The sequence below is a fragment of the Candidatus Bathycorpusculum sp. genome, assembly GCF_009778815.1.
In the GTDB taxonomy this organism is placed as follows: Archaea; Thermoproteota; Bathyarchaeia; order Bathyarchaeales; family Bathycorpusculaceae; genus Bathycorpusculum; species Bathycorpusculum hydrogenotrophicum.
Genome location: NZ_WRFL01000005.1, coordinates 1 through 20,252, shown reverse-complemented (window position 1 = coordinate 20,252; position 20,252 = coordinate 1). Strand labels below are relative to the sequence as shown.

The 20,252-nt window shown below is 43.4% G+C and carries 19 protein-coding genes and 1 tRNA gene; 7 read left to right on the top strand and 13 right to left on the bottom strand.

All coding sequences use genetic code 11. The annotated features are described in order from the left end of the window. The first annotated feature begins 45 nt into the window (after positions 1 to 45). From FWF39_RS01945 to FWF39_RS01930, 4 genes are read left to right on the top strand one after another with little or no spacing between them, the layout of a single operon-like run. A complete protein-coding gene (locus tag FWF39_RS01945) occupies positions 46 to 1,455 on the top strand; it encodes a hypothetical protein (protein WP_343381754.1) in 1,410 nt (469 codons plus the stop codon). Beyond that, positions 1,452 to 2,558 carry a hypothetical protein gene (locus FWF39_RS01940; RefSeq protein WP_343381753.1) on the top strand — a complete coding sequence of 369 codons (1,107 nt, stop codon included), beginning with the start codon at positions 1,452 to 1,454 and terminating at the stop codon, positions 2,556 to 2,558. The genes FWF39_RS01945 and FWF39_RS01940 overlap by 4 nt, the downstream gene beginning before the upstream one ends. Next, positions 2,559 to 3,467: a formylmethanofuran--tetrahydromethanopterin N-formyltransferase gene (locus FWF39_RS01935; RefSeq protein ID WP_343381752.1), complete on the top strand. Its 909-nt coding sequence runs from the start codon at positions 2,559 to 2,561 to the stop codon at positions 3,465 to 3,467. Then, positions 3,464 to 4,384 (top strand): carbohydrate kinase family protein, encoded by a 921-nt coding sequence (locus tag FWF39_RS01930; RefSeq protein ID WP_343381751.1) that lies wholly within the window; start codon positions 3,464 to 3,466, stop codon positions 4,382 to 4,384. The genes FWF39_RS01935 and FWF39_RS01930 overlap by 4 nt, the downstream gene beginning before the upstream one ends. A gap of 100 nt (positions 4,385 to 4,484) precedes the next feature. Here FWF39_RS01930 and FWF39_RS01925 read toward each other — a convergent pair whose 3' ends face one another. Together FWF39_RS01925 and FWF39_RS01920 are read right to left on the bottom strand one after the other, a co-directional pair. Beyond that, on the bottom strand, positions 4,485 to 5,675 hold the full coding sequence (locus tag FWF39_RS01925) for a flavodoxin domain-containing protein (RefSeq protein WP_343381750.1): 1,191 nt from the start codon (positions 5,673 to 5,675) through the stop codon (positions 4,485 to 4,487). Positions 5,676 to 5,907: 232 nt separating this feature from the next. Then, on the bottom strand, positions 5,908 to 6,183 hold the full coding sequence (locus tag FWF39_RS01920) for a peptidylprolyl isomerase (RefSeq protein WP_343381749.1): 276 nt from the start codon (positions 6,181 to 6,183) through the stop codon (positions 5,908 to 5,910). A gap of 146 nt (positions 6,184 to 6,329) precedes the next feature. Here FWF39_RS01920 and FWF39_RS01915 point away from each other — a divergent pair, with 146 nt between their 5' ends. Further along, positions 6,330 to 6,518: a hypothetical protein gene (locus tag FWF39_RS01915; RefSeq protein ID WP_343381748.1), complete on the top strand. Its 189-nt coding sequence runs from the start codon at positions 6,330 to 6,332 to the stop codon at positions 6,516 to 6,518. Positions 6,519 to 6,595: 77 nt separating this feature from the next. Here FWF39_RS01915 and FWF39_RS01910 read toward each other — a convergent pair whose 3' ends face one another. From FWF39_RS01910 to FWF39_RS01890, 5 genes are all read right to left on the bottom strand, one after another. Continuing rightward, entirely contained in the window at positions 6,596 to 7,723 is a 1,128-nt protein-coding gene (locus FWF39_RS01910; protein ID WP_343381747.1) for a hypothetical protein, read from the bottom strand. 269 nt (positions 7,724 to 7,992) lie between these two features. After that, positions 7,993 to 9,111, bottom strand: a complete 1,119-nt coding sequence (locus FWF39_RS01905; RefSeq protein WP_343381746.1) for a hypothetical protein — start codon at positions 9,109 to 9,111, stop codon at positions 7,993 to 7,995. A 451-nt stretch (positions 9,112 to 9,562) separates the two neighbouring features. Then, entirely contained in the window at positions 9,563 to 9,742 is a 180-nt protein-coding gene (locus FWF39_RS01900; protein ID WP_343381745.1) for a 4Fe-4S binding protein, read from the bottom strand. 64 nt (positions 9,743 to 9,806) lie between these two features. Further along, the gene (locus FWF39_RS01895; RefSeq protein WP_343381744.1) at positions 9,807 to 11,582 is read right to left on the bottom strand and encodes a hypothetical protein; all 1,776 of its coding nucleotides are present in this window, start codon (positions 11,580 to 11,582) and stop codon (positions 9,807 to 9,809) included. A gap of 156 nt (positions 11,583 to 11,738) precedes the next feature. Beyond that, positions 11,739 to 11,814 (bottom strand) — tRNA-Met (locus tag FWF39_RS01890). Between the two features lie 140 nt (positions 11,815 to 11,954). Here FWF39_RS01890 and FWF39_RS01885 point away from each other — a divergent pair. Together FWF39_RS01885 and FWF39_RS01880 are read left to right on the top strand one after the other, a co-directional pair. Next, on the top strand, positions 11,955 to 12,626 hold the full coding sequence (locus FWF39_RS01885; RefSeq protein WP_343381743.1) for a PAC2 family protein: 672 nt from the start codon (positions 11,955 to 11,957) through the stop codon (positions 12,624 to 12,626). A 14-nt stretch (positions 12,627 to 12,640) separates the two neighbouring features. Beyond that, a complete protein-coding gene (locus FWF39_RS01880; protein WP_343381742.1) occupies positions 12,641 to 12,874 on the top strand; it encodes a hypothetical protein in 234 nt (77 codons plus the stop codon). Positions 12,875 to 13,106: 232 nt separating this feature from the next. Here the strand turns inward: FWF39_RS01880 and FWF39_RS01875 are convergent, their stop codons facing one another. The 6 genes from FWF39_RS01875 to FWF39_RS01850 form a co-directional block, all read right to left on the bottom strand. Continuing rightward, positions 13,107 to 14,357 (bottom strand): site-2 protease family protein, encoded by a 1,251-nt coding sequence (locus FWF39_RS01875; protein WP_343381741.1) that lies wholly within the window; start codon positions 14,355 to 14,357, stop codon positions 13,107 to 13,109. Positions 14,358 to 14,484: 127 nt separating this feature from the next. After that, positions 14,485 to 15,894 (bottom strand): aspartate kinase, encoded by a 1,410-nt coding sequence (locus FWF39_RS01870; RefSeq protein WP_343381740.1) that lies wholly within the window; start codon positions 15,892 to 15,894, stop codon positions 14,485 to 14,487. Continuing rightward, positions 15,891 to 16,940 carry a homoserine dehydrogenase gene (locus tag FWF39_RS01865; protein ID WP_343381739.1) on the bottom strand — a complete coding sequence of 350 codons (1,050 nt, stop codon included), beginning with the start codon at positions 16,938 to 16,940 and terminating at the stop codon, positions 15,891 to 15,893. The genes FWF39_RS01870 and FWF39_RS01865 overlap by 4 nt, the downstream gene beginning before the upstream one ends. Positions 16,941 to 16,948: 8 nt before the next feature. After that, positions 16,949 to 18,193, bottom strand: a complete 1,245-nt coding sequence (thrC, locus tag FWF39_RS01860) for a threonine synthase (RefSeq protein ID WP_343381738.1) — start codon at positions 18,191 to 18,193, stop codon at positions 16,949 to 16,951. Between the two features lie 79 nt (positions 18,194 to 18,272). After that, complete coding sequence (locus FWF39_RS01855) at positions 18,273 to 18,851, bottom strand: ACT domain-containing protein (protein WP_343381737.1); 579 nt, start codon at positions 18,849 to 18,851, stop codon at positions 18,273 to 18,275. Between the two features lie 146 nt (positions 18,852 to 18,997). Continuing rightward, positions 18,998 to 19,846 (bottom strand): winged helix-turn-helix domain-containing protein, encoded by an 849-nt coding sequence (locus FWF39_RS01850; protein WP_343381736.1) that lies wholly within the window; start codon positions 19,844 to 19,846, stop codon positions 18,998 to 19,000. Positions 19,847 to 20,252 lie beyond the last annotated feature (406 nt).

The window sequence follows — 20,252 nt, the reverse complement described above, 5'->3', positions numbered from 1 at the left end:
TATTAAGCGTTCCATCACAAAATAGGTTATAACGGTGGTATCTGATTGGAAAAAACGGGTGTCTTGCTAGTTTCCTATGGTGCACGAGAAGTCGCCATGGCAGACGCGCTTCTAAGAAGTCCAAACCACAAAGTTGAACTCTACATTGCCGATAAACAATGTAATCCCTTCAACGTTAAACACGCCGCCAAACACGTGGTTATTCCAAGTCTAGATATCGACGATATCTGTCATTTTGCAATGGCAAACAAGGACCACCTAGACTTTGTTTTAGTAGGTTCAGAAACTCCCATCATCAAAGGTATCCGCGACTTAATCGAGGAAAAAACCCACATCCCAGTTATCTGCCCCAAAAAAGCATATGCAATTGAGGAAAGCAAAGTGGCGCAGCGTATCCTCTTTGAAGAGATCGCGCCCCAAGCCAATCCCCGGTTCAAAGTTTTCAACCCCCAAGACTACCCCGCCCCCACAGATGCAAAAGCCGATGTCTACAAATGGCTTGACGACCTTGACAATAACGCCGTTGTTAAACCCGACAAACCTGCTCTGGGCAAAGGCGTCGGAGTCTGGGGCGATCATTTCACAACCCGAGAACAACTCTTTGAGCATTTCCTCTCCAGTTTCAAATCTAACTCTGTTATCATCGAAGAAAAAGTGCCCGGCGAAGAATCCAGCTGCATGGGCTTTTGCGACGGCGAACACTTCATCTCCCTCCCCGACACCCGCGACTACAAACGCGCCTTTGACAACGACCAAGGCCCCAACACAGGCGGCATGGGCTCATACAAAGACCAAAAAGACTACCTTCCCTTCCTCACAGCCGCCGACCGCGAAGCAGAACTCTCCTTAGCCCAAAGCGTCTTTGAGGGCTGGAAAAAGAAAATCCCCGATAACACCGCCCTACGCGGCGTACCCCTCTATCTCGCATTTATGCACACCGCCAAGGGTATAAAAATCCTAGAAATCAACAGCCGCCCCGGCGACCCCGAAATCATGAATTTACTCCCCATCCTAAAAGATGACTTTGTCGACACCTGCTACCGCATGATAGAGGGCACCCTGCGAGACGTTGCAACTCAAAAAGCCGCAACGGTTCTAACCTACAAAGTGCCCCCTGATTACGGCGGCTATTCCACCCTACATTCAGACAAGATAAACAAAGCCGACATCGGCACACCAGTTGACCTAACAAAAGCCCAAGTTCTCACCCAAAAGTACGGTGACAAAATCCGCATCTACCCCGGCTCTATGGAAATCCAAAACGGCCAAACCTACGCTCTTAAATCTCGCGCAATTGGCATTCTTGGCATCGGCGACTCCATAGAAGAAGCCCGCCAAATCAGCCAAGAAGGCGCAAAAACCATCACTGGCGGCGCATTATGGAACCGCACCGATATAGCCGCTAAAGAACACATCACAAAAAGCATCCAAAACCTGGAGCAACTACGCCGATGAAACCACCCCACCCTCCCAAATACCTCGTGATTTCTGACTGTGAGGGGCCCATCTCAAAAAATGATAACGCCTACGAATTAGCCGCACATTTTATCCCAAACGGCTCAGCCCTCTTTTCTAACCTAAGCTGCTATGACGATGTGCTAGCAGACAATCTCCACAGACCCAACTACTCCGCAGGCAACACACTTCGCTTAATTCTGCCCTTCTTTAAAGCATACAACCTCACAGACAAACAACTCGAAGAATTCTGCACCAAAAACGTTACCCTTCTACCCCACATCACCGATACATTGAGCTTCATAAATGACATCGCCGAGGTCTTTATCGTCAGCACCAGCTACGAACACTACATAAAAGCCCTCTGCAAAACCATAAACTTCCCCTACAAAAACACTTATTGCACAAAAGTCAATCTCGACAAATACCCCATCAGCCCCCAAGAACAAACCCTCCTAAAAGAACTCGCTCAAGAAATAGCCCAGATGCCCAAAATCACAATTCCACCCTACGCTGTATCCCTAAAAGATTTCTCAGCAACGGACCAAACAACAATCCGACGCTTAGATGAAATTTTTGAGGTTGAACTTCCAAAAACCAACGCCGGTAAACTACTCACAGAAGTGGTTACAGTTGGAGGACCCCAAAAAGCCCAAGCCATTTGCGATGCCGCCAAACGATCCGGTGCCCAACTCTCAAATGTAATGTATGTCGGTGACAGCATAACCGATGTAGACGCCTTCCGATTAGTTCGGCAATCAGGCGGTTTAGCAGTCTCTTTTAACGGAAACATTTATGCAATAGCAAACGCCCAAGTCGCAGTGCTCTCAGAAAGTACACTTGCAACTGCCGCACTTGCTCAATTATTCTACCAAACCACCAGCAAAAAAAACCTGCTAAACAAATATATTGGATTTTGGTGCAAAACCTTACTTGATAAAAACAGTCCCCTGGTTGGTATGCTAAACCATCCAATCACAGTTTACCCTGATACATTGCCTGAAGTCCAAATAATAACACCTAAAAACATAGAAAAAATCGCACAGCAAAGCTGTGCATTTAGAGAAAAAATCCGTGGAGAAAAAATTGGGAGACTAGGATAGATGATGAATAAAAAAATCGATGATACTTTCATAGAAGCATTTTCCGGCATCTATTGCCGCATAATTATAACCGCAGATGATGTGGAAACTCTCTGCAAAGCCGCCTCTGATGCTACCGCAACCCCCTCAGTGGTAATTGGCAGAACCGAGGGCGGCGTAGAACGCTACCTCAACCCAGAACAAACCCCTGACGGTCGAGTTGGTGCTATATTGCAGCTCTGGGGCGAAATCAATGCCAAAAAAGACTTCGCTCAATCCGTAGAAAAATTTGAAAAAGAACTCAGCTACCGCATCCGCCAAGACATACTTGTCAAACCCTTCACTGCAGTCTATGACGCCCTGCCAGATGCCGAGGGCAAAATGGATATGATGGAACGCATAGGACACTGTGGCGACGGATATGAATGGGTCGAAAAACGCCACAACAGAGACGTCATTGTGGTTCCCTTGATGGTCCCCGACTTTGTTATTGAGCGCTATATCGGCTACGCACGAGGTGTAATGGGCGGCAACATTTGGTTTATGTGCACAACCAAAGAAGCCCTCAAACAAGCCGGCGCCCAAGCCATAGATGCCATCCACCACATTGATGGTGTTGTTACAACTTTTGATATCTGCTCAGCGGGCAGTAAACCCGAAACAAACTTTCCCCAAATCGGCCCCACAACCAACCACTACTTCTGTCCCTCTCTTAAAACAAAGTTAGGTGACAAATCCAAAGTGCCCGACGGTGTAGGCTACATCGCCGAGGTCGTCTATGACGGGGTCTCAGTGGAGGCACTCAAAGCTGCAACCAAAGCAGGTATTGAGGCTATATTAGACATCGAAGGTGTCGTGCGTATTTCAGCTGGCAACTATGAGGGTAAACTAGGTCAGTACAAAATCCCCCTTCGGGAGGTTTTCCAATGACCCGCTTTGATGTTATTGGGTTTGGAGCACTAAATGTCGATACCCTGCTAAAAGTGGATAAAATTGCAGGGGCTGACAATGAGAGCTTTATCCATGACTCCACCGAAGCTTGCGGTGGCTCAGCAGCCAACACCACTGTTGGCTTGGCACGCCTAGGTTGCAAAGTGGGATTTATCGGCAAAGTCGCCGATGATCACCAAGGTAATCTCCAAATAAACTGTTTCACAACCGAGGGGATTAACACAGACGGTATAATACGCTCTCCCAAAGGCAAAAGCGGCATCTGTCTGGGTTTTGTGGACAAAAAAGGTGCCCGGGCTCTCTACATAAACCCCGGTGTTAATGATAACATTGAATTCCGCGAGTTGCAAGCAAACTATATCACCAATACCCAATTCCTTCATTTGACTTCCTTTGTTGGCGATAAATCTTTTCGAACCCAAAAAAAACTCATGAGCTTTCTACCGGATAGTGTCAAAGTCAGTTTTGATCCTGGTGTTCTCTATGTTCAAAAGGGTTTAGCGGCACTAGAACCCCTAATTCAAAACAGCTATGTTATGATGCCTAACTTGGCAGAGCTTGAGCTTCTCACAGGCGAGACCGATGTTCCCAAAGGTGCCGAGTTGCTTTTGCAGATGGGTGTTAAAATCGTAGTAGTTAAACTCGGAGCCAAAGGTTGCTATGTAACAAATGGAACCGATAAACGCACCATCGAGCCTTTCAAAGTTCCCGTTACTGACACAACCGGTGCAGGCGATGCTTTTAACGCAGGTTTTCTCTACGGTTTGATCCACAACAAATCTATCTTTGAATGCGGTCGATTGGGCAATTTTGTCGCCTCCAGAAGCGTGACAAAAATGGGTGCCCGAGATGGGCTGGTATATGAAAAAGATCTAATGATGAACTCCAAACCCTAACAGATACCAAAGGGAGCCTCATCTCTCTTTTTGGCTGTGCTCCCTTGTTTATTGTTGTTAGAATCTATAAATGGTGGCTTAAATTCAAAAATGGGAAGGGTTAGGTTTTGGCTTTTTGGGCGATTTGTACGCCATAGTCGAAGCATTTTTTGATTTCTTCTTCTGTTGGGACCCATTTTAATTCGATACTGGGTTCTATAACTTCAAAGCCTGCTTCTTTTGTCATCTTTGTCATATTTCGTATGGCGCCTCCGCCCCAGCCATATGAGCCAAAGAAGCCCCATAGTTTGCCTTTGGGTTTTAGTCCGGTGATGTAGGTGAGAAACATGCCTACTGAGGGGAACATGCCGTTGTTGAGTGTGGGTGATCCTACTAAGACTATTTTTGAGTCGGTGATTTCGGTGACTATCTCTGTGTTTTCGGTGCATCGGAGTTTAAACAGTTTGGCTTCAACGCCTTGGCTTGCTATACCATCGCCGATGGCTCGGGCCATTTTGTTGGTGCTGTCCCACATGGTATCAAAGACTATGGCTACTTTTGGTTTCACGGTTTTGCCGGTTGCCCATTCTATGTAGGCATTGATGATTTTCACGGGATCTTTGCGCCAGATGATACCATGGCTGGGTGCGATGATGTCAATGGGAAGTTTCATGTCAATGACCTCTTGGATTTTCTTAACGATAAGTGGTGCAAATGGGGTGAGAATGTTGCTGTAGTAGGTTATGGCTTCTTTCATTAGAACTACTTGGTCAACTTCATCATCAAAGTGGCCTGAGCTGGCAAGGTGTTGTCCAAAGGCGTCGTTGGGCATTAGAACTTTGTCTTCAATTACGTAGGTGAACATGCTATCGGGCCAGTGTAGCATTGGGGCCTCAAGAAAAGTGAGTGTTTTTTTGCCTAGGCTGATTTTGTCACCTGTTTTTACAATTTCGACGCGTTCGAATTCTGTTCCGTAGTGTTTGATGAGTTCTTCTTTGCCTCGTGCGGTGGCGTAGATCTTGGCGTTTTTAGCGAGTTTAGCGATGATGGGTAGGCCGCTTGAATGATCCATCTCTACATGGTTGACTATGATGTAGTCGATTTTTTCAAGGGGGGTTAATTCTGAGATGTGTGTGATTAATTCATTGCAAAATGTTGCTTTTACGGTGTCTATTAGTGCAGTTTTTTCATCTTGTACTAGATAGGCGTTATAGCTGCTACCGCAGGATGTTACATAATCGTGGAAGTCTCGTATGTTCCAGTCAACTACGCCGACCCAGCTGATTCCCTCTTTAAGACTGATTTTAGTCATTTAGCTCAACTCAAAATTAGTTGAATACACCTCAAGTTAACTCTAAACTCTTATATGACTTTCGCAAGTGCATGTTTGCAGTTTGGACCTGCAGAGTTTAATGAATATAGCTTCTGGTTCTTTTTGGGTTGTTAGTAAATTTGTGATATGTGTTTGTTTGTGTGTGTTGGTTTGTTATTGATGATTTTAAAAAGAGCTACTTTAGCCTGTGGATAAGAGGTGTGGTTGTTTGTTATTCTATGCGTTTTATTATGTGGTAGCCGTATGCGGTTTTGATTGGGTTTGAGATTTGACCTTTTTGGAGTTCAAATGCGGCTTTTTCAAATTCTTTAACCATTTTGCCTCTTGTGAAGGTGCCTAGGTCTCCGCCTTTTTTGCCTGATGGGCATAATGAAACCTGTTTGGCGATGTCGCCGAATTTTTCGCCTTTATCGAGGCGGGTTTTTACTGCGGTGGCTTCTGTTAGGGTTTTGACCAGTATGTGGCAACAGTGGACTTTGACTGACATGATTGTATTTTAGGTGGATTGGCAATATAACTTTTGCTTGTTTTCAGGGGGTCTTCCATGAAAAACATGTTTTGTTGTTTACTTGCATGTGGTCTATATGACTGTTTATTCGTTAAATTTGCATAAAAATGTTAAATGTGTTCTATGTGTTGAGCCGTTACTTCGAACTTCGAAGTAACAAAGCAGATAGTGTTAAAGCAAAAGTAGCCAATACTTCTACTATGCAAACCGATAACCCTCTTCTAAACATCGACGAAGAACAAGCCATCGACTTAATCACAGCAAAACAGCTAGGCCGAATCATAGAATTCCTTCTAAACATAGAAGAAGACTAACCCTTCTGTTTTTATAACAAAAACTTGGCGTGTTGTACCTGAGTATTTAGACCTAGTATCTCACTAAACAAAGTTAACTAGACATTGTTGATGCTTAATTTTTTTGTCCCCTGAGTTCTTCGTCTTTTTTTGAACATAAAGAGCATAACTGCCACAACAACACCCAACGTCACAAACACAACACGCATACACCAAATAATCACAACCGTTCTTACACCAAAATAATATGTCTCACTTTTTTCGCTATATACATTCCCGCCGTTTGATGCTGTGTTGCTCGAAATCACACCACCCACCAATTTGAAAGTACCCAGATAATTATACACCCCACCACCATAACTAGAAGCACCCTTAAAATTGCCTGAGCGTAAAACAGTATTTTCTGAGATCTTGCCGCCAGACATAGTAACCGCGCCTTGGATGTTAGATATGCCTCCACCCTGGCCGATAGCGGTATTGTCCGAAATTGTACCCCCCGATAATTCAAAAGTATATACTCGAAGATTATCGCCTCTAAAACTCACACCACCACCCCCCGACCCTGCGGTATTGCCCGAGATTTCGCCGCCAGACATAGTAACGTTGCTCTCCCAATTATACACACCCCCGCCCTCAGAGTTTGCCCAGTTATTAGAAATCACTCCATTAAACAAACTAAATACACTTCGAAAGTTGTACACACCCCCGCCATGACCCGAGGTAGCTCTATTGCCAGAAATTACACCCCCCAACATCACAAAATCCCCCGCCTCATTATGTACACCTCCGCCTCCCCCCGATCCAGCGGTGTTACCCGAAATCCTACCCCCCATCATCTCAAAAAGACCACAATTGTATACACCCCAACCCGTGTTATCTGAAATTTCACCATCAGACAAGGCAAGAGTGCCATTAGGATGAACCATTACGCCACAACCAATGACGCCCTTTGCATGAGTTACAATAATACAATCAAGCCTCAACACTCCCCCACTCTGAACTGAAATAGTCGGATAAAAACCACTTTCAATTTCAGCACGTTTTGTGCCAATTAACTTGTAAAATCCACCTTGATCTGTAACAGTACTTGTTAACGTAATATTTCTGCCCTCAGAAATAACAAGCGTCTCTGAGAGGGAAATATCGCCATCAAAAACAATAACAACCGATACACCCGATGGCGCATTATTAACCGCCGCCGTAAGTTCAGCTTCATTACTAACCATAGTATTAGAAGCGCCTAACACAAAGGGCGAAACAGCACTAAACATAGAAACCAAACAGGAAAAAACAAACATTATAAACAACAAAAAAACAAAAGACAAAACCTTACTACTACACAAACGCTGACCGTGTAAATTAAACTTGGCCTGCCCATTTACACGCATGCAAATAACCCCTCACAACTACATCTATAAACTCAAAAATAATAATTAACCGCGCCAATATATACATTAACACATCACCTTACAAGTGAGTCCCACTTTCGGATACACTATCTGTTTTTTCGTCTCTTTGTGTAGAAAAATAAGGATGTTATAACAATAACAATACTTGCAGTTAGGCCTATTATGGCTACAACATATCCAGTTGGAAAAGTCTGATAACCACGTGGCTCATACCCAATTGGTACATATTGCATGTTTACTTCACCATTTTCAGTAGACCCAAATACGTATAAAACATCGTCAATCTCGGTTACGCCATAAACTGAAAGTCGATTAGGTGCCGCTTTAGCCGTTGACCAAGCATCTTTTTCAAGATTATACACCCAAGTGATGAATTGTGACCCCCTGTTAGAACCAAAGAGATAAACATTTTTAGGCGCATAAACACCCGTTGTTACTCCAGCACCCATAATGCTGCCGTCAAGACCTATTTCCTGTGTTTTTCCTTCACTCCACCCATCCATTTTTGGATCATAAATCGCAACATTCACATTAAATGGCTGGTCATAAGTATTATCTACTGCATCTGGATAAAAAACTATTATTTTATCATCCACCACAACCGAAGTCACATAGTGACGTAGTTCACTTCCGTGTATTGGGGTTTTTTCAATCCATGAATCCTGAACGGAATTATACATAAACAACTCGTTAAAAGTTCTAACAAAAAGTTTGTCATTCACAACATGTGCTTGCGTATGATGTGGATACGGCAATGAAACTGGCAGGTCAGCTTTAGTACTCCAACTGTCAGTAGCTGGATCATAAGCCTCAACCACACAACTATGCATATGTAAACTGCCTATACAGTAAATTTTGCCTTGATACTCTGTTATGGCAAAATGAGCTCTAGGTGTGGGCATAGTTGCTAAAGTAATCCATGTATCAGTCACAGGATCATATTGTTCATTTGTGCCAAGATAACTTTCACCGTATTGAGGGTAAAAGGGATTTTGTACTTCAACATAATGGAAACCTCCAATAGCATAAATTTTACCCTCAACTGCAACAACTCTAAAACCTACCCGTTCTGGGTCGGAAGATGGCGTTTTGGTATTCCAAGAATCCTCAACTAATTCTAAAGCTGAAACAGAATTAAATGTCGTTGTTGCAAATGTTCCACTTATGAAAAAGAAAATTAACATAAAGGGAATAATTTTATTCACGTTTAACACTACGGGTATTTGTAACTTTTCCTATAAAACAGTTTTTGTTAATATTGACTTATGAGGTAAAAAATGCTTTGAACAGTTTTCTTGGTTTACCCCTCTTGGGCATGTTTAATTGAATAGTTTATTTGAGATTATGAAATGGTATAGGTGTATTAGAGATGAGTAACATACTTTCTTTTCGTTTCAAACATGAAGTTTCAAAGTTTATGTCGTGATTTTGAAGATAAGACCCTGTTCCAGTTGGGTGTATCCCACTTTCGGAACTTAAGATGATATAGACCTGGTTGTGCTGAGGTTTGCTCTTTCTGTGATTTGTTTCTGTTTGCCAATAGTTGTCAAACTAGTTGTTATTGTCTAAAATTGAATTAATTTTTGTTGTTGGCTGTTAATTTTCTAAAAAATAAGTTTAATAAAAGGGAATTTCTGTTAGGTAGCGAGATTTTGTTTACTCGATTACCTGAATGGCACCTTCAGGACATTGTGCTTCACAGGCTCTGCAAACTAAGCATTCGCTTTCTTTGCTAGCCACACATTTGCCGTCTTTGAGTTCATAAACGCCGACGGGGCATGTGTTTACACAAGTTTCGCATCCAGTACATTTAGGATCGACAACGATTTTCACCATTTTGTCTTACCTCCACTGATATTTCTTCAAAAGTCTATCTGTAAAATAAAAGGTTTTAGGTTGATCACCGAATTTTTTCACGTAGCCTTTGCAGAATTCCTTTGATGGCTGTTTCTGCTTTATCATAGACTTTCTGGTGATTTATCATGGATTGCTTATAGTTCTCACGCGAAATCTCACCTTTACTATAGAGCACCACAAGAGTTTCCATGCTCTTCTCTGCTTCCGCCATGTCTGTTTCTGCTAATTCTATTTGTATAATCAAATCTGGATAGATGCCGCTGACGCTTTTCCATAGCGCTTTCTTACGATCTATATTACGTGTTATGCCCTCGATTTGAGCTTCTACAGTTTTCTTTTGCAATTTGTATTGTTGTCTTTGTATCTTGCCTTTTTGTGCCTTTGCATCTAGCGATCGTAATTCTGCTTTTAGCTGTTTTTTAGACTCATAGGTCTCTAGGAAATCTTTGATGTTCTCTGTAGTTATCTGCTGGTCTGGGTTTGTTTCCCCGTCTGGTTGTGAACTCGAAGCAATCCTCTCTGCCCGGTTCTCATAGGTTTCCTCTCTAGATTTGTGAATCTGATAAGCAAATATGACCACACAACCAATTGCGGCGGCGAGTACTGCCCAAAATGTGGCTCTAAGCGAAACCCATACTGGATTATAGTTATACGATAACTCAACGATGTTTTGTTGATGTGCCAGATAATCAACATAGCTTACATCCTCCGCTTCTATAGTGAGTATGTCTTGGTAGGTGTTGCGTGTCAAAGTGGCTGATGTATCCAGCGTGGTTATCTGAGGCAACACAAGTGTTGCCCCCTCAGGAAAACTAAAAACAGCCGTTGCTTTCTCAACAAGATATTGCAAGTCTGGGAAAACTTTGAAATCCCTGAGCACATAATCGACGTTTTGTAATTCCGCGCCAGGCAAATTATACTGTGCCGTTACACTCATTTTTTGACCCTGATTTATAAAGGCTCCAAACGATACACTGACCAAGAGTATGTCTGAGTTTTCTGTTAGTTTAATCGGCAAAGTTTCTTCGGCTTGATCTTTGACAACCACATTTGTTGCTTCAAGCGGTAAACTTAAAACAAAAGCGCTCAGAGGCGCGACTGATTTACTTGTTATCTGATAAGTATCTTCTGTCGCTACTTTGCCTGTGGCGTCAATGGTTATCTTATGATTTAGACTGTTTATAGTCGCTATCTGTAGCGTTCCCACCGGCAATGTGGCATTGGCTTGTGCTATTACATAGGTGTAGGCTGGTAAATCCGCTCTAACATAGCTGTTGCTTGTCTTTATTCCATCTGCTTTGTTTATGATAATAGTTGTAGGGCTGTTGGAAAACGTGATGTCGACGTTACAAGTTTTAACATTCTGGGTTAAGCTTGGGTAAGCTGGAAAATCCACGATATAGCCGCCGTTGTCAGTCTCGCTAACTAATTGATTGGACAACACAAATGCCACGGTAAAGACGGATGGGCTATTTCCCTCAAAGTTGACCTCTACTCCGTAGAACCCGTTGTGGTCATCTAGTGGTACCCCACGTTTGATATTGTATTCCTGCTTTTCATCATATGCTATGACTTTTAGGACCTCAGCACTATATTTGTAGGGCAACCCAATTTTGAAGCCGTTTGTTATCTGCCCCGAAACATGTATGGTGTCAAAAATGGCTACATTGCCCGAATACATAACCTGCACTTGATGATCAATTTGTGTGATGCTGTAGCTATCGGTCTGTGCCAAGACTCCGTTAAGAGATGATACTGTTGAAAGAACGATTAAACCGATGAAAACTGCAGTTAACAAAGATCCTGCGGATTGCTTCAAGAGATTCACCAAACTGGTTGTTCTATGTTATCTCACTTGGTTTATTTACATTTATCGAAATGAGTCTGCCAATTGTGACGGAGCATAAAAACAAAAATAACAAGTTGTTCGCGCTATCTTGATCTTACACAAAACTGGTTCTGGATTGATTTTTAGTAGCGGGGAGTAGATTTGAACTACTGATCTCTGGGTTATGAGCCCAGCGGGTTGATCCTGGCTACCCCACCCCGCTATGTTTCTGTCCCCAAAAATGGGTTCGGTGTAACTATTAGAAGATGTCAGATATTAATAGTTTCTTTTTTTCTTTTTCTTTTCCAGTTCCAGCAAAAGGTTTTTAGAGGCGGTGTCTTTCCCTAAGGCTAGATGGCTACAATGGACACGCCGTATTTACGTAAACTCTCAGATCCTGCACTTGACAATCCTATCTTCATACAGGGGTTGCCAGGTTTTGGAAACGTAGGCCGAATCGCTGCTCACTTTCTCATCAAATTTTGTGATGCTAAACCCTTTGCAGAATTGTACTCGCCATCTTTCCCTGATTACATCTCCATAACCTCCAAGGGCATCGCACATCTACCTCGCTATGAATTCTACTATGCTCCCATGGAGAAAAACACCCTAATTATCATGACCGGGGAAATTCAACCCAGTTTTGACGATGTCGTTGCACACTATGAGGTCTGTGATTATGTGGTTGATTTTGTAGAAAAACTTGGTTGTCACTTCATGGTTACCATGGGCGGTGTTCCCATCACAGAGGACAAAACACAGGTCTATATTGCCGCAACCTCACCTAGACTGGCAACAGAGTTCATGGAAAAAGGCGGTGTTATCTACAGCAAGGGCCGAATCGTCGGCGGCACAGGCCTAACATTGGCTTTAGCCAAGGAACGTAAAATCGATGGTGTCAGTCTGCTTGGAACAACCTTAGGTTTTAAGGCAGATAAGAACGCTGGATTTTCAGTTTTCAAGTTTTTAATGAAAGCTTTAGGAAAAGAGATAAAAGAAGGTTTAGCTGAGAACAATCAAATTGAAGAGTCATAAGTTGGGTGCAGTGCATGTCTGAACGTAGAGAAGAAATTAAAGTTAGCGGTATGGAATCAAAATTCAACAAAGTAGCCTTAATTATCCTTTCAATGTTGTTAATCTTCGTCGGACCAACCTACATACCCTACCTAATGTCTGATGTGCTAAACATAGACTATTTTGCATCCATAGGTATTGGTGCCGCTCTATTCGTCGTGGGCTTAGTCATGCTGATCTATCTTATCCGCAAAAAAATCATAACCTAACCCCAATTTTTGCCTCAGATACCCTAGAGTGCATCATCAATCAGCTTTTTAGATTCTTCATCGGCACCAAAGAAGATAAAACCTATTTAATTAATGATTCTTCTACACCTGTCCTTCATCAAGCTGAATTTTCACTTCAAACTCACAAAAATCCGTTAAGATAAGCTATGGACCCTTTTTTTGCTATACCCTATGCTGGCGCTGTAGTTGCTTTTTGCTTTCTCAAAGGGGTTTAGAGTATGAAGGGTAATACTATGGTTGCAATGATTAGGGTTGCGCAGATAGCTGTGAGGCTCAAAGTTATCCCCTGGATTGCTTTCCCGCTTAATTTGTTGCCGGCAAAGCGTTTGAGCAGTATATCTACAATTCTTCCGCCATCCATGGGATAGATGGGTAGCGCATTAAATATCGCTAGGTTGAGGTTTACAAACCACAGCCAAAACAACGTATTTGCAAGAATTACCCATACCGGTCCCAGACTATGGGTGTAGAAGGGTGCCAGAAAATCAGAGTACGGCACCAACCCCGAAGCAAGCGTAGGGGGCACCATATACATTGAGAGTCTCTCTATGGAAAATGTCTGGTAATTTTCCAGTCGTAACTCGGTTTGTAAATCATAGGTAGTTATCCCCATGATCGTACGGTTATCTTCTGAGATTGTGAGGGTAATGTTGGTTGCGTACTGTTGTTGCCAGTTATCCCCCCGAATCACCTCTACCCATACCGTATCACCTGCTGTTTTGCTGTTTATTATGGTCTGCAGATCGGTGGCGTTATTAATTGGTATGTTGTCGATTGCGGTAAAGACGTCTTTTGGCATAAGTCCTGCTTCCTGTGCCGGCATCCCATCCACAACACTGTTGACATATACTCCATTGACTGCTGGACTTACGCCGCTCACTAAAACCAAGAGCAGCAACAGACAGGTTGCACCAAAAATAATGTTTCCGCCCACTCCAGCCGCCATTACTTTGAGTGAAGGTCTAGCTCTGGCTTTCTTTACCTGTTCCTCATCAACATCAACAAATGCGCCAATGGGAACAAACAAGAAGAACAAAAGCCCGCTTGATTTAACATCGAAGCCTACGTTACGGGCAATGATGCCATGGCCGCCTTCATGAATCACAACAGCAACAACTATAGCAATCCAGCCATAAACAATAGGTAGCATAGGGTTAATCCCTGGCAGCATCAAAATTGCTTGAGGTCCCATCTCGCGTGAAATTTCGCCGAGTGCAGGGTTGTTTATCAGAGCAATAAGGCTGTTAACTATAAGATAGAGCGCTACACCGGCTACAAATGGTACCAGCACCAGCAAAATCCACGAAATGTAGTGTGAAGCCCGCATTGCCCCTAATCGGTCGAAAATTTTTGAGAAACGTTTTGTTCGGATGATAATTAGAGGGAACTGTATGGCAACGCGTTTCTCTTTTGCTTGTTCTGGTGCTTGAGCCTCTTGGGTTTCTATTTCGGGATCGGTCAATATAGAACGCTCATCAAACAAATGTATCTAGCTCACATAAACTTTTGTTTATATCTTCAGAAAAGAGGCTGCTCTTTTGCTGAGCTAAAAACACGGCGATATTAAAAAGGAAAGGTAGTTAAGAGTGTTATTGTTTGCCGAGATTAAATTCTTCGTGGATTGTTTGTACGACTGCGATTCCGTCTTTTTCTTTAACGACAAAGCTGATGTTTAGCTCTGAGCTGCCCTGGGCTATCATGCGAATGTTTATGCCTTTTTTTGCGACGGCACTGAAAATTTTTGAAGCCACTCCAAGTGTCCCTTTCATGTTAGCGCCTATGGTTGCGATGACTGCCACGTCGTCTTCTGCGGTGACTTCGCTGATTATGCCTCCGTGTTCTTGTAGTGCTATTTCGAGGTTGCTTATGGCTCTGCCCAGCAGGTCTCGTTTTATTATCATTGATATGTTGGCTTCTGAAGCGGCTGCTGATATCATCATAACATTGATACCGTTTTTACCTAATACATCAAAGACCTTGGCATAGCTGCCCGGTGCTCCCACCATGGCGGCTCCATATACGTTTAGCATGGCCACATCTTTTAACATGGCGACTGCTTTGGCGGCTTCTTTTGCGTCTGCTTGTGGTTCTTTGGTGATAAGAGTACCTGAGTTTTCGGGATTGTTAGTGTTACGGATTCTCACCGGTACGTTTGCTTTGCTTACCGGCCCCAACGCTCGGGGGTGCATGGCTTTGGCACCAAAAATTGCCATCTCGGTTGCTTCTTTGTAGCTAAGCTGGGATAGCATCTGGGCCGTTGGGACAATTTTGGGATCTGTGGTCATTATACCATCGACATCGGTCCATATCCAAACTTCGTCTGCTTGTAGGGCGACGCCTAGTATGGTTGAGGTGTAGTCTGAGCCTCCGCGTCCTACAGTGGTGACTATGCCGTCTTGATTGGCGGCAATAAACCCGGTGACGATTGGGATTATGTTTTTCTCAAGCAGAGGTTCGAGTCGTTCTCGGACAAGATGAGTTGTATAGTTCATAAGTGGATCTGCGTCGCCAAAGTTGCTGTCAGTGACTATACCTGCATCTTTACCTGTGAACCACTGTGTTTGGGTATTGTGATCTTTTATGGCTCCCCAAACAATTGGTGCTGATAATCGTTCTCCAAATGACATAACGTAGTCTTTAGATTTTTGTGTCAATTCTCCGATGTAGCAGATACCGATTAGGATTTTTTCGAGTTCTGCTATGTTTTTCTCGGTGATTTCTATGACTTCTTTTTGGATTATCTCACTTGTAATGGCTTCTTTTATGGCGTCTGTGTGTTTTGATAGCAGGGTTTTGGTGAATGCTTGGATGTATTTTTCATCACTTTTTTGTGCGCGGAAGCTTGTTTCAATAAGGCTGTTAGTGACGCCTGCTAACGCTGAGACAACCACAGCTATTTTGTTATTTTCTTTGGCGTACTTTGTGACTAATCCGGCTACATGGCGAATGTTTACACCTGAGCCGACGCTTGTACCGCCGAACTTCATGACTAGCTTCATTTGTAGGACTCCAAATTGCTATTTAGCATCCGATTAGCTAACTTATGTTTTATGTCTAGGAGGTCTCTTAAAACTGCTCCTGCAGTCTCGATACTGCCTGCTCCTCTGCCCACCAGGGTTTGTTCGCCGGCGTATTCGGTTGAGAAGGTTACTGCGTTGAGTACTCCGCTGACACAGAGCGGGTGAGTTTTAGCGATTTCAGTGGGTTTAACGGTAGGTTTGTTGTCATCTATGGAGCCAATAAGTTTGATGGTGTTACCCCGTTCCGCGGCTTCGGTTAGTGTTTGGAGTGTTATGTCACGGATGCCTGTTCGGTCCACATCTTTTAGTGTGATTTTTTTGCCCATGATCCAGTTTGAGAGAATAACCACCTTGCAGGCGGTGTCAAACCCATCAATATCCATTGAGGGCTCGCGTTCGGCATAACCCAGCTTCTGGGCACTTGATAGGGCATCTTGGAAGCCTACTTGGTTTTGGCTCATTTCAGTTAGTATATAGTTTGTTGTACCATTAAAGATGCCTCGTATGGCTTTGATTTTATCACCAGCCAAACAGCGTTTGGCAAATTCCAACATGGGAGTTCCGCCGCCTACGGTACCGCTGAAGCGCAAGTACACATTATTGTATTCGGCAAGTTCGGTGAGTGCTGGCATCGCTAAGGCCAGGGGTCCTTTGTTGGTGGTGACAACATGTTTGCCTGTTTTGAATGCTTTTGTGATATGTGAGATTGCGGGTTCGGCGGTTTGAATGTTTACGGGGGTGACTTCTACGACAACTTCAGCTTCAACGGATTCGATAACTTCGAGTGCGTTTATGCCGGGGTTGCCAAATTCGGGGTCTGCTGATATGGGATAGCCCCTTTGTTTAATGGCTTCGAGTTTTTCAGGGCTTAGGCCTCGGGGATTTATGACTGCTCCATCAATGTCTGAGATGGCTACGATTTTTGGGTTAAATCCGTAGTCTTTTACTTTTTCCGCGTATTTTTGTGCCAGAATTGTCGTTACGCCTTTACCGACGACGCCATAGCCAACTAGGATAATTCTCATTTTTTATATCACCTTGCTAGAATTGCTTTTTTTAAGCCCAATGCTGCCTCTATAGCGGCTATATCTGCTTCAACTTCGATGGGTTTTTCGCTTTGTTTGATAGCGGTATCGGGATCTTTTAGGCCATGTCCGGTGGTTATGCAGACTACTTTTTCGTCTTTTGTTACGATGCCTTTTTTGATTAGTTTTTTAAGTCCGGCGATGGAGGAGGCTGATGCGGGTTCCACAAAGATGCCCTCGATGCGTGCTAGTGTTTTTTGGGCATCAAGAATTTCGTCGTCGGTGACGGTTTCAGCGGTGCCGTGGGATTCGCGGATGGCATTGACTGCTTTTTTCCAGCTTACTGGTGCGCCGATACGGATGGCGGTTGCTATGGTTTCGGGGTTTTCAACAGGGATGATTTGGTTGCTGCCTGTTTGGATGGCTTGTGCGATTGGTGCAGATCCTTGAGCTTGGATGCCTGTCATTTTGGGTAGTTTTTTAATTAGGCCGAGTTGGTAGAATTCTGTGAGTCCTTTCCAGACGGCGCTTATGTTGCCTGCATTACCCACTGGGATGACGATGCGATCGGGGGCTTCATAGTTTAGTTGATCACAGATTTCATATCCCAGGGATTTTTGTCCCTCCACGCGGAAGGGGTTGATGGAGTTGAGCAGGTAGATGTCTTTGTGTTTTTCTGCGAGTTTAAAGACAAATTCTAGGGCTTCATCAAAGTTTCCTTTGACTTGAAGCACTTTTGCGCCATGAATCATGGCTTGGCTGAGTTTGCCATATGCGATTTTACCTGAGGGTATAAGTACGGTGCATTTGATGCCTGCGCGGGCTGCGTATGCGGCTAGGCTTGCTGAGGTGTTGCCTGTGGAGGCGCAAATTACATGGCGTGCGCCCAGCTCAACGGCTTTGGTTACGCCCACGGTCATGCCGCGGTCTTTGAAGCTGCCGGTGGGGTTTTCGCCTTCGTTTTTAATGTAGAGGTTTTGGATGCCTAATTCGGCACCTAACCGTTCTGATCGGTGCAGACCTGTGCCGCCCTCGCCTAGTGTGATTAGTCGGGTGGATTCGTGAATGGGCATAAAGGGACGGTAACGCCACACTGAGAGGGGTCTAGTTTTCCACTCGGTGGTTTTTGCGTTTTCTTCTAATTCGTTTGGGTCAAATTTGATTTCGAGGATATCTCCGCATTTTTTGCAGAAATAGACCACTTCTTCTGTACCGTAGATGGTTTTGCAGTTTATGCATTCCTGATGGGCCATATCTTTCTATCTTCTTAGCTTTCTTGAAGTAAAAATTAGGCGGCTAGCATATTAATAATTTTGGTGCTTTGATGGTTTCTTAACCTATCAAGTTTGATAAAACCTCATAGGTCTTGAGGCTGTCTTTTTTCTCAACCACCAAAATAGTCTCGGTCCAGCAGGAAATGAATTCTACGATGTTGACGTTTTGTTCTGCAAGCAAAGTTGCTAAAAACGCGACAACTCCTGGTGTTGCTTCTAGTTCTTCAGGTGAGTGTACCACAATCATTGTACAGTTTTCATGTTTAACCAAGGCGTTTATGCGTTCCGGTAGGTCACTTCGATCCAGCAGATAAACAAATTTATCCAGTAAGTCTACTTTCATGCCCGGTTCAGAGCTGAGTTCTTTGGAGGTTATGATGACTGATTTGCAGTCAAAAACTGCTATGCCGCTGCGTTTGAGGAGCTGGAGGACTTTTTCTTCTCTTTTCTGCCTATGTTTTTGCAGGTCCTCACTATAGCGGCGCAGGGCTGCTTTTATGGCGCTGGTGTCACTGGTTTTAAGATCTTTCTGTAGCTGGCGTGAGAGTTCACTTAGGTTTACAATGCCCTTTTCGAGGGCTTCAAGTAAGTAGGGTTTATTGCGCAGATGATTTCGGACTTCTTGGGCAGTTGTCATTGCTCACTGCTGTACCAAATGGAACATTTAAAGCTTATTTGGTAACTGACTTGAACTCTTATGTTGATGGCCACCTTAACAACTGGTACACTTGGTACATTTTTCTGATGCAGGGCTGTAGTTCACTCAGATTAGCAGGGCTATCTCTATTTTGAAAGTGCTCTTAGCTTTTGCCAGAGATGATTGATTACTTTCCAGCCTTTTTTCCGCGGTATGTTACCAACGGCTAATATCTCGTCTGAAAAGCTTTTCTCACTTACATCATATAAACTAATCCAGCCCTCAGTATGAACCATTACACCATTCTGATCGGACTTTAATGACACCTCAAAGTATTTTGGCGCAGTCAAACCCAATCCACTAGGAATCCCAAGACGCCCCCTTATGAATCCCTCTCTTTCAACTTCTATGATTATGCCTTCTTCTCTTACCCAGTTCTGAATCTCTTCTTTTACTTCCTCTGCTCGTCTTCCTGAAACAAAAACATCTTTGATTGTTCGATCTTGTTCTTTTTGGCTTTGTATTTTTTGTTTTTTGCTATTTGGTCGAATCATTCGATAGAAAAAATAAGTGAATATCATTGCGGAAATAAATCCAACTGTCGTTTGTATAACTCGGTATGTGTCTAAATAATCTGAAAAATACAAATACAGAACTATCAATAGCAATAAAGTTGGAAGCAGAACGGCTACAATCCAGAATCGGCGCCACCAAACCTTCTTAGTTTCCAAGGCATCGTTACGTTCTGGAAACTCGGTTAAGAACTGAGAGGCGAGTTTTCCTTTTTCAGAGAGGATATACTGCCCCGAATCAGTTTTTTCTAAAAGGTCGCCTAAAACCTTTAGATGATAATTAAACGTTCCAGTACTGCCGATCTGAAGAGTTTCCATAAGCTCGGTATAACTCAACCTTTCTCTATCAGTCAAGGCCAGGATGATTTTTCTTCTTGTTTCGTCCTTGAGAATCTTGTTCAAGGATCCGATTCCATCACTCATAAGACGTTATATCAAATGCTGTCTCATTTTAGTTTTGTTGACGAGAAATGTCGTCAACAAAAATTAGGCACTGAACTCAAGTTTTCTCTGTATACCTGTGATGTGTCTCCCATTTCAGGTGCATTTATGCTTCTTAGTTGCAGATCAACTTTGAATGTTTATGAGGTGTCGTCTGAGCGTGAAGCCTAACATTGCTGGTTACTTGTGCGTATGGTTTGGCGGCGTCTGTTGAGGGTATTGTCTCTTAGAACTATGTTGTTGTGCCGTCTGGCCAAGTTTTTTTTAACCTGAACTTTACAGTTTACGCCATAGTTTGAATGGTTAGAGGTTGCTTTCGTTTCTTTTTTGGTTTTTAGCCCTAAATTTCAAAGAATAATTACGCCATAGTTACACCATATGCAACGAT

Bases quoted from the DNA above. Each gene is read 5' to 3' on its own strand.
- FWF39_RS01940 (WP_343381753.1), top strand. From the start codon at position 1,452: ATGAAACCACCCCACCCTCCCAAATACCTCGTGATTTCTGACTGTGAG.
- FWF39_RS01910 (WP_343381747.1), bottom strand. From the start codon at position 7,723: ATGGTTAGTAATGAAGCTGAACTTACGGCGGCGGTTAATAATGCGCCA.
- FWF39_RS01865 (WP_343381739.1), bottom strand. From the start codon at position 16,940: ATGAGAATTATCCTAGTTGGCTATGGCGTCGTCGGTAAAGGCGTAACG.
- FWF39_RS01930 (WP_343381751.1), top strand. From the start codon at position 3,464: ATGACCCGCTTTGATGTTATTGGGTTTGGAGCACTAAATGTCGATACC.
- FWF39_RS01850 (WP_343381736.1), bottom strand. From the start codon at position 19,846: ATGAGTGATGGAATCGGATCCTTGAACAAGATTCTCAAGGACGAAACA.
- FWF39_RS01935 (WP_343381752.1), top strand. From the start codon at position 2,559: ATGATGAATAAAAAAATCGATGATACTTTCATAGAAGCATTTTCCGGC.
- FWF39_RS01855 (WP_343381737.1), bottom strand. From the start codon at position 18,851: ATGACAACTGCCCAAGAAGTCCGAAATCATCTGCGCAATAAACCCTAC.
- FWF39_RS01920 (WP_343381749.1), bottom strand. From the start codon at position 6,183: ATGTCAGTCAAAGTCCACTGTTGCCACATACTGGTCAAAACCCTAACA.
- FWF39_RS01925 (WP_343381750.1), bottom strand. From the start codon at position 5,675: ATGACTAAAATCAGTCTTAAAGAGGGAATCAGCTGGGTCGGCGTAGTT.
- thrC (WP_343381738.1), bottom strand. From the start codon at position 18,193: ATGGCCCATCAGGAATGCATAAACTGCAAAACCATCTACGGTACAGAA.
- FWF39_RS01885 (WP_343381743.1), top strand. From the start codon at position 11,955: ATGGACACGCCGTATTTACGTAAACTCTCAGATCCTGCACTTGACAAT.
- FWF39_RS01880 (WP_343381742.1), top strand. From the start codon at position 12,641: ATGTCTGAACGTAGAGAAGAAATTAAAGTTAGCGGTATGGAATCAAAA.
- FWF39_RS01870 (WP_343381740.1), bottom strand. From the start codon at position 15,894: ATGAAGCTAGTCATGAAGTTCGGCGGTACAAGCGTCGGCTCAGGTGTA.
- FWF39_RS01900 (WP_343381745.1), bottom strand. From the start codon at position 9,742: ATGGTGAAAATCGTTGTCGATCCTAAATGTACTGGATGCGAAACTTGT.